Raw genomic sequence first — 9,124 nt, 5'->3', positions numbered from 1 at the left:
CCGCCCGCGCGGGCGGCGGGATCATCGAGGACGTGGACGGGAACCGTCTGATCGACTTCGGTTCCGGCATCGCCGTGACCTCGGTCGGCGCCTCCGCCGAGGCCGTCGTGCGCCGGGCCTCCGCCCAGCTCGCCGACTTCACCCACACCTGTTTCATGGTCACGCCGTACGAGGGGTACGTCGAGGTCTGCGAGCAGCTCGCCGAGCTCACCCCCGGCGACCACGCGAAGAAGTCCGCCCTGTTCAACTCGGGCGCCGAGGCCGTCGAGAACGCGGTGAAGATCGCCCGCGCCCACACCAAGCGCACCGCGGTCGTCGTCTTCGACCACGGCTACCACGGCCGGACCAACCTCACGATGGCGCTGACCGCGAAGAACATGCCGTACAAGCACGGCTTCGGCCCGTTCGCGCCCGAGGTCTACCGCGTCCCGGTGGCGTACGGCTACCGCTGGCCGACCGGTGCCGAGAACGCCGGCGCGGAGGCGTCCGCCCAGGCGATCGACCAGATCACCAAGCAGATCGGCGCGGAGAACGTCGCGGCGATCATCATCGAGCCGGTCCTCGGCGAGGGCGGCTTCATCGAGCCTGCCAAGGGCTTCCTGCCGGCGATCGCGCAGTTCGCCAAGGACAACGGCATCGTCTTCGTCGCCGACGAGATCCAGTCCGGTTTCTGCCGCACCGGCCAGTGGTTCGCCTGCGAGGACGAGGGCATCGTCCCGGACCTGATCACGACCGCCAAGGGCATCGCGGGTGGCCTTCCGCTCTCCGCCGTGACCGGCCGCGCCGAGATCATGGACGCCGCGCACGCCGGCGGCCTCGGTGGCACCTACGGCGGGAACCCGGTCGCCTGCGCGGGTGCGCTCGGCGCGATCGAGACGATGCGCGAGCTGGACCTGAACGGCAAGGCGAAGCGCATCGAGCAGGTCATGAAGGGCCGGCTCGCCGAGATGCAGTCGAAGCTGCCGAACGGTGAACTCATCGGCGACATCCGCGGCCGTGGCGCGATGATCGCGATCGAGCTGGTGAAGGCGGGCACGAAGGACCCGAACCCGGAGGCCGCCGCGCAGCTCGCGAAGGCCTGCCACGCCGAGGGCGTGCTGGTCCTGACGTGTGGCACGTACGGCAACGTCCTGCGCTTCCTGCCGCCGCTGGTGATCGGCGAGGACCTTCTGAACGAGGGCCTCGACGTCCTTGAGCAGGCGTTCGCCGGAGTCTGATCCGCCGGCCCCCCGGTGGCGGCACACGGCGTTTTCTCCTTGGATGCCCGGCGCCCGCGTGAGGGCCTGTGAAGAAGGTGTGCGGGGGCGATGGCGGGATACCGTTCACGCTGTCGGTCCCCCTGTTGCCTGACGTACGGTTTCCGCAGATGAGAGAAACACCCCGCCCGCAGGGGACTGCGGGCGATGCCGGGCCGGAGCTTCCCCAGCGCCGTCCTGGTTGTGCCTTCGCGCACACCACTGGAGCCTCCGGCTCCGGAACTCCTCACCGATCGGATGGCCGCCCGCCCCACACCCCCCGGGGCGCGCGGCACACCGGTCCCACCGTCCGGCCCGGAACAACCCCCCCTGTCCCGGGCCGGACGGCCCTTTTCCTCTCCGTGGTGTCGGGCCTGTCGGCCCTGTTCGCACTCACCACCTGGCAGATCGCGGCCGACGGCCCGCTGCGCCGCCTGGACGAGCGAGCCGGCCGCGCCCTCGTCGGGCACGGTCCCGAGCGGCTCACCGAACTCCTCGCCGATCTCGGCAACATGCAGGTCGCCCTCCCGGTCCTCGGCTGCGCGATCCTGTGGACCCTGGTGCGCGGGGAGCGGCGGGCGCCGCTCGCAGCGGCCCTGGCCATGGCGGCCGTGCCGCTGCTCGTCGTCCCGCTCAAGGACTGGATCGCCCGCCCGGGACCGCTGACCGACGCCACCGGGTACTACCCCTCGGGCCATGCCGCGACCGCCGCCGTGGCGTACGGCGCCGCGGCGCTCCTGCTCGCCCCGTACGTGCGGTACGCATGGATGATGCCCGTCGCCGCCGTCCTGATGACGGTGGCGACGGGCATCGGTCTGGTGCTCCGCGGCTACCACTGGCCTCTCGACGTGGCCGGCAGCTGGTGGCTGTGCGGATCGCTGCTGGTCGCGCTGTGGGTGCTCAGCCGCCGAAGTAGGCGTCGAAGTTCTTGGAGAACGCCCAGTTGTTGAACCGGTCCCAGTTGACGGACCACGTCATCAGTCCGCGCAGTCCCGACCAGGTGCCGTGGGTGGCGTACGAGCCGCAGTCGGTCTTCTTCGTCAGGCAGTTCAGTGCCTTGGTGACCTCGGCGGGCGAGGTGTGTCCGTTGCCCGCCTGGGTGGAGGCGGGCAGGCCGATCGCGACCTGGTCGGGGCGGAGCCCGGGGAAGACCTTGGTCTGGTCGCCCGCCACCGGGAAGCCGGTCAGCAGCATGTCGGTCATCGCGATGTGGAAGTCGGCGCCGCCCATGGAGTGGTACTGGTTGTCCAGACCCATGATGGAGCCCGAGTTGTAGTCCTGGACGTGCAGCAGCGTGAGGTCGTCGCGCAGCGCGTGGATCACCGGCAGGTAGGCCCCGGCGCGCGGGTCCTGGCCGCCCCACGGCCCGGAGCCGTAGTACTGGTAGCCGAGCTGCACGAAGAAGGTCTCGGGGGCCATGGTGAGGACGAACTTCTCGCCGTACTTGGCCTTGAGGGACTTCACCGCGGAGATCAGGTTGACGACGACGGGCGTGGTGGGGCTGCGGAAGTCGGTGTCGCCGGTGTTCAGCGAGAGGGAGTGGCCCTCGAAGTCGATGTCCAGGCCGTCGAGACCGTACTCGTCGATGATCTTGCTGACCGAGGAGACGAAGGTGTCACGGGCGGCGGTGGTGGCGAGCTGCACCTGGCCGTTCTGGCCGCCGATGGAGATCAGCACCTTCTTGCCCGCCGCCTGCTTGGCCTTGATGGCCGCCTTGAACTCGGCCACGGACTCGACGTTCGGGCACTCGGTGACCGGGCAGAGCGAGAAGCGGATGTCGCCGGAGGTGACGGAGGTCGGCTCGCCGAAGGCCAGGTCGATGACGTCCCAGGAGTCGGGCACGTCCGCCATGCGGGTGTAGCCGGAGCCGTTGGCGAAGCTGGAGTGCAGATAGCCGACGAGCGCGTGGGCCGGGAGGCCCGAGCCACCACCACCGCCTCCGCCGCCCGCCGTCGTGGTCGCTGAGACGGCGGCGGACTTCGCGGACTCGCCCGCCTCGTTGGTGGCGGTGACCTGGAAGCTGTACGCGGTCGAGGCGGTCAGGCCCGTCACGGTCGCCGAGGTACCGGTGGCGGAGAGGACCAGCGCACCGCCCCGGTAGACGTTGTAGCCGGTGGCGCCCGTGGCGGCGGTCCAGGACAGCGGGACCGAGGACGAGGTGGGCGCGCCGGCCCTGAGGCCCGCGGGGACCGCCGGGAGCACGACCGGGTCGCCGCCGGGGCCGACGAGGGTGAGGTCGTCGGCGTAGTAGGCGGGGGTGCCGTACCAGCCGTGCGTGTAGACCTTGGCCGAGGTGGTCGACGCCCCGGTCCTGAACGTGGTGGTGAGCTTCTGCCAGGCCCCGGCGGACTGCGTCCAGGTGGACACGTCCGTCGTGCCGGTGCCCTCCGCGCCCAGGTAGACGTAGCTGCCCTGCACCCAGGCGCTCAGGGTGTACGCGGAGTTGGGCTTGACCGTCACGGTCTGGGAGCACTTGGCGTTGTCGCTGCCGGCCGGGGTCGCCTTCAGCGCCGAGGTGCCGCCGTGTACGGGCGTGCTGACGGCGACACCGCTGCCGCCCGTACAGTTCCAGCCGGTCAGGCCGGCCTCGAAGGTGCCGTTGCGTGCCACATCGGCGTCGGCCGCCGAGGCGCTCGGCGCCGTCGCGGCCAGGCCGCCGACGGCCAGCAGGGCGGCCGAGAAGGCCGCCAGAAGTCCGGTCATGCGGGCGGGGGGTCCCGTGCGTTCCACAACGGCCTCCGTGCAGGGGGGAATTGATGGTGGCGCACAACATGGTCCAGACCAATCGGGTTGTCAAGACCTCTGGCATCCGCCCCGCTATTCCCGGCCTCCCGCCGCGGCTTCGTGCATCGCCAGCTCCAGCAGCGTGGCGTCGGTGAGCGTGCCGGATCCGTCCGGCGGGATCAGCCAGCGCACCTTGCCGACGACGGCCCGCCCCGGGTGGGGTACGACGATCCAGGTACCGCGGCCCGCGCCCCGCACCCCCGTGCCCACCCAGCGGGAGGCCGTGCCCGGCGGCACGAAGAAGCCCATGCGGGCGTCGCCGAAGCCGGCGAGGACCGGTCCCGGCCGGTCGATGAGGCGGGTGAGCACGTCGAGCGTCGGATAGCCCAGCTCCCCCGGAAGAATCAGCACGTCCCAGCGCCGGCCGGCGGGCAGGAGCGCCACCCCTCGCGGATTGCGCTCCCATTCCCACCGGCAGGCGCCGGGATCCGGTGCCACCGATGCAAGCCACTCGACTGCTGCCCTGGCCCCCGCGCCCGTCATGACCGGCCTCCGTTCCGTGTCGCACCGGCAGAGGCGCCGGTGCGTTCACCCGGGAGAGAGGGGTCGGGCCGATCCATTACGCGGGTTCGGCTACCCATCGGTAGTGATCTGGGTCACCGGCCCGCGGCCCGTGGTTCAGCTGTCGGAGCAGCCGAGGCCCACGCAGCCCGTGGTTTCGACTGCCGAAGCAAAGCCGAGGCCCACCCGGCCCGTGAATCAGCTGTCGAAGCCGAGGCCCACCCGGCCCGTGGTTCAGCTGTCGAAGCCGAGGCCCACGCGGTCCATCGTCCGCAGCCACAGGTTGCGGTGACCGCCGTTGTCGTCGGCCCTGGCCAGCGACCGCTTCGTCAGCTCGATCCCGGCCCAGGCGAGGGGCTCCGGCGGGAAGGGCATCGGCTTCGTCCGCACCATCTCCAGGGCGGTCCGCTCGGTCGGTCCGCCCGCCAGGAGGTCGAGCATGACGTCGGCACCGAACCGGGTGGCGCCGACGCCGAGCCCGGTGAATCCGGCCGCGTAGGCGACCCGTCCCTGATGGGCCGTACCGAAGAATGCGGAGAACCGGGAGCAAGTGTCGATCGCACCGCCCCAGGCATGGCTGAAGCGCACGCCCGCCAATTGCGGGAAACACTCGAAGAACTGTCCGGCGAGTTTCAGGAACGTCTCGGGCCGCTGGTCGAGATCGGCGCTGAGCCGGCCACCGTACGGATAGATCGCGTCGTATCCGCCCCACAGGATCCGGTTGTCCGCGGAAAGCCGGAAGTAGTGGAACTGGTTGGCACTGTCCCCGAGCCCCTGCCGGTTCTTCCAGCCGATGGCGGCGAGCTGGTCCTCGGTCAGTGGTTCGGTCATCAGCGCGTAGTCGTAGACCGGGACGGTGTACGGGCGGACCCGTTTCACGAGCGAGGGGAAGATGTTCGTCCCCAGAGCGACCCGGCGGGCGAGGACCTTTCCGTACGGTGTGCGGACCGCCATTCCGGTTCCGGTTCTGGCCAGTTCCAGCCCGCGGGTGTGTTCGTAGATCCGCACACCGAGGTCGAGGCAGGCCTGCTTCAGGCCCCAGACCAGCTTGGCCGGGTGCAGCATCGCGACGCCGCGGCGGTCCCAGAGACCGCCCAGGAATGTCGGTGAGTCGACTTCGGCGCGCAGCGCGTCCTCGTCGAGGAACTCGACTCCGCCGAAGCCGTGCCGTTCGGCTTCCTGATGCCATTCCCGCAGCTCTTCGAGCTGGTGGGGCTGGGTGGCGACATCGATCTCGCCGGTGCGCTCGAACTCGCAGTCGATGGAGTAGCGGGCCACGGCCGCCTCGATGGCGTCCAGGTTGCGCGCGCCGAGTTCCTCCAGCTTCTTGATCTCGTCGGGCCAGCGCTCCAGGCCGTTGGGCAGGCCGTGGGTGAGGGAGGCGGCGCAGAATCCGCCGTTGCGGCCCGAGGCGGCCCAGCCCGTCTCACGCCCCTCGATCAGGACGACATCGCGTTCCGGTTCGCGTTCCTTGGCGAGCAGCGCGGTCCACAGTCCGCTGTAGCCGCCCCCGATGACGAGCAGATCGCAGTGCTCGTCACCGGTGAGTGCGGGAAGCGCTTCGGGCCTGCCGGGGTCGTCCAGCCAGAACGACACCGGCTTCGCGTCGGCGAGTGATTGTGCGGCAGTACGCATGGCAGCTGGGGCCATGGTTTCCAACTCCTTCGGGACTTTCAGGGTTGTGCTTTTTTGCGCCGGTTCGCGATCAGCTGACCGGCGAGAACCACCAGTACCGCAATGATGAACATCGCCGTGCCGATGACGTTGATCTGTACGGGTGTGCCGCGCTGTGCCGAGCCCCAGACGAACATGGGGAAGGTGACGGTCGAACCCGCGTTGAAATTGGTGATGATGAAATCGTCGAAGGAGAGCGCGAAGGCGAGCAGCGCTCCCGCGGCGATTCCGGGGGCGGCGATCGGCAGGGTCACCCGCACGAAGGTCTGTACCGGTCCCGCGTACAGATCGCGGGCCGCCTCCTCCAGCCTCGGGTCCATCGACATGACGCGCGCCTTGACGGCCGTCACGACGAAGCTGAGGCAGAACATGATGTGGGCGATGAGGATCGTCCAGAAGCCCAGCTGCGCACCCATGTTCAGGAACAGCGTGAGCAGGGACGCGGCCATGACGACCTCGGGCATCGCCATCGGCAGGAAGATCAGCGAGTTGATCGCGCCGCGCGCCCGGAAGCGGTAGCGGACCAGGGCGAACGCGATCATCGTGCCGAGGACGGTCGCGCCGACCGTGGCCCAGACGGCGATCTGGAGGGAGAGCGAGAGCGAGCCGCACATGTCGGCGACGCCGCAGGGGTCCTTCCAGGCGTCGGTCGAGAAGCGCTGCCAGGAGTAGTTGAAGCGCCCGTTGGGCTTGTTGAAGGAGAACACCATCACGACGATGTTCGGAAGGATCATGTAGGCGAGGGTCAGCAGACCCGCGATGACGATCAGATGGCGTCGCAGCCAGCGCAGTACGGGCATCAGACCAGGTCCTCCGTCCCGGAGCGGCGGATGTAGAAGGTGACCGCGATCAGGACGACCGCCATGAGGATGAAGGAGAGCGCGGCCGCCGTCGGATAGTCGAGGACGCGCAGGAACTGGGTCTGGATGACGCTGCCGACCATCTTGGTGTCGGTGGAGCCCAGCAGTTCCGCGTTGACGTAGTCACCGCTGGCCGGGATGAAGGTCAGCAGCGTCCCGGAGACGACACCCGGCATGGACAGCGGGAACGTCACCTTGCGGAAGGTGGTGGCGGGCGTGGCGTACAGGTCCCCGGCGGCCTCGTGCAGCCGGCCGTCGATCCGCTCCAGCGAGGTGTAGAGCGGCAGGATCATGAACGGCAGGAAGTTGTACGTGAGACCGCAGACGACCGCCATCGGTGTGGCCAGGACGCGGTTGTTCTCGGTCCAGCCGAGCCAGCTGGTGACGTCCAGGACGTGCAGCGTGTTCAGTACGTCGACGACCGCCCCGCCGTCCGCGAGGATCGTCTTCCAGGCGAGCGTACGGATCAGGAAGCTGGTGAAGAACGGCGCGATGACCAGCACCAGCACCAGGTTCCGCCAGCGGCCGGCCTTGAACGCGATGAGGTAGGCGAGCGGGTAGCCGAGCAGCAGACACAGGATCGTGGCGGTGCCCGCGTACAGCAGGGACCGGATGAACTGCGGGTAGTAGTCGGTCAGCGCGTCCCAGTACGTCTGGAAGTGCCAGGTGACCTCGTACCCCTGCTCCAGGGAGCCGGTCTGTACGGAGGTCGAGGCCTGGTAGACCAGCGGCAGCGCGAAGAAGACGACGAGCCACAGGATGCCGGGGAGCAGCAGCCAGTACGGCACGAGGCGCCTGCGGGTGGAGGGCTTGCGCAGGACCGGCTCGGTGGCGGGGGCCGGTGGCGCCTCCTTGGTGAGGCTCACGCCGCGTCCTCCACCGTCTCCACACCGGCGTCGATGTCCTGGGCGGCGTCCAGACCGAAGGTGTGGGCCGGGTTCCAGTGCAGGACGACCTCGGCCCCGGGGGTGAGCCGCGCGCGCCTCTCGACGTTCTGCTCGTAGACCTGGAGGGACTTGCCCGCCGGGCTCTCCACCACGTACTGCGTGGAGACCCCGATGAAGCTGGAGTCGACGATGCGGCCGGTGACCCGGTTACGGCCCTCGGCTATCTCGTCGGCGTCGTCGCGGTGGGCGAGGGATATCTTCTCGGGGCGGATGCCGAGGAGCAGCCTGCCGCCGTTCGCGGTCGGCGCCGGACAGCGGTCGGCGGGCAGCCTCAGCTTGCCGCCGCCGGCCGATACGACGATGTCCGTGCCGGTGGAGACGACCTCGCCCTCGATGAGGTTGGAGGTACCGAGGAAGTTGGCGACGAACGTGGTCCGCGGGTTCTCGTACAGATCCGCCGGGTCGCCGAGCTGCTCGACCCGGCCCGCGTTCATCACCGCGACGGTGTCGGCCATGGTCATGGCCTCCTCCTGGTCGTGGGTGACGTGGATGAACGTGATGCCGACCTCGGTCTGGATCCGCTTGAGCTCGAGCTGCATCTGGCGGCGCAGCTTGAGGTCGAGGGCGCCGAGCGGTTCGTCGAGGAGCAGCACCTGCGGGTGGTTGATCAGGGCGCGGGCGACGGCGACGCGCTGCTGCTGGCCGCCGGAGAGCTGATGGGGCCTGCGCCTGGCGAAGTCGCCGAGCTGGACGAGTTCCAGCATGTCGTCGACCTGCTTCTTGACCGACTTGATGCCGCGCCGGCGCAGTCCGAAGGCGACGTTCTCCGTGATGTCGAGGTGCGGGAACAGCGCGTAACTCTGGAAGACGGTGTTGACGGGCCGCTTGTACGGGGGGAGGCCGGTGATGTCCCGGCCGCCGAGGGTGACGGTTCCGGTGGTGGCCTCCTCCAGGCCCGCGATCATCCGCAGGGTGGTGGTCTTGCCGCAGCCGGACGCGCCGAGCAACGCGAAGAAGGAACCCTGCGGGACGGTCAGATCGAGCGGTTGGACGGCGGCGAAGGAGCCGTACGTCTTGCTGATCCCGGTGAGGCGGACGTCGCCGCCTGTCTGCTGCTGTGTCATGGATCGCAGTCCCAGTGGTGTCAGAGGGAGATCAGGGGAGGGAGGGCGTGGCGTTGGGG

At 69.5% G+C, this 9,124-nt stretch carries 8 protein-coding genes; 2 read left to right on the top strand and 6 right to left on the bottom strand.

Features of this window, described 5'->3' with window-relative positions:
- Positions 1-1,217: 4-aminobutyrate--2-oxoglutarate transaminase (gene gabT, locus JGS39_RS08220; RefSeq protein WP_219568089.1), on the top strand; the 1,217-nt coding region annotated here is incomplete at its 5' end.
- A 149-nt stretch (positions 1,218-1,366) separates the two neighbouring features.
- Positions 1,367-2,185: a phosphatase PAP2 family protein gene (locus JGS39_RS08215; RefSeq protein ID WP_236063235.1), complete on the top strand. Its 819-nt coding sequence runs from the start codon at positions 1,367-1,369 to the stop codon at positions 2,183-2,185.
- Here the strand turns inward: JGS39_RS08215 and JGS39_RS08210 are convergent.
- The 6 genes from JGS39_RS08210 to JGS39_RS08185 all read right to left on the bottom strand — a co-directional run bounded on the left by JGS39_RS08210 (position 2,136) and on the right by JGS39_RS08185 (position 9,065).
- Positions 2,136-3,965, bottom strand: coding sequence for a chitinase (locus tag JGS39_RS08210; protein WP_219568087.1), 1,830 nt, complete (start codon positions 3,963-3,965; stop codon positions 2,136-2,138). The genes JGS39_RS08215 and JGS39_RS08210 overlap by 50 nt on opposite strands.
- Before the next feature lie 87 nt (positions 3,966-4,052).
- The gene (locus JGS39_RS08205; protein WP_219568086.1) at positions 4,053-4,502 is read right to left on the bottom strand and encodes a hypothetical protein; all 450 of its coding nucleotides are present in this window, start codon (positions 4,500-4,502) and stop codon (positions 4,053-4,055) included.
- A gap of 252 nt (positions 4,503-4,754) precedes the next feature.
- A complete protein-coding gene (locus JGS39_RS08200; protein WP_219568085.1) occupies positions 4,755-6,170 on the bottom strand; it encodes an NAD(P)/FAD-dependent oxidoreductase in 1,416 nt (471 codons plus the stop codon).
- A 23-nt stretch (positions 6,171-6,193) separates the two neighbouring features.
- The gene (locus JGS39_RS08195; RefSeq protein ID WP_219568084.1) at positions 6,194-6,994 is read right to left on the bottom strand and encodes an ABC transporter permease; all 801 of its coding nucleotides are present in this window, start codon (positions 6,992-6,994) and stop codon (positions 6,194-6,196) included.
- Positions 6,994-7,920 (bottom strand): ABC transporter permease, encoded by a 927-nt coding sequence (locus JGS39_RS08190; RefSeq protein ID WP_219568083.1) that lies wholly within the window; start codon positions 7,918-7,920, stop codon positions 6,994-6,996. Before JGS39_RS08190 ends, JGS39_RS08195 begins: the two co-directional genes overlap by 1 nt.
- Positions 7,917-9,065, bottom strand: a complete 1,149-nt coding sequence (locus JGS39_RS08185) for an ABC transporter ATP-binding protein (protein ID WP_219568082.1) — start codon at positions 9,063-9,065, stop codon at positions 7,917-7,919. The genes JGS39_RS08190 and JGS39_RS08185 overlap by 4 nt, the downstream gene beginning before the upstream one ends.
- Positions 9,066-9,124: the final 59 nt, after the last annotated feature.

Source organism: Streptomyces poriferorum (assembly GCF_019399235.1).
In the GTDB taxonomy this organism is placed as follows: domain Bacteria; phylum Actinomycetota; class Actinomycetes; order Streptomycetales; family Streptomycetaceae; genus Streptomyces; species Streptomyces poriferorum.
Note: the sequence above shows the minus strand (reverse complement) of the source record. Positions and strands in the feature narration are given on the sequence as shown.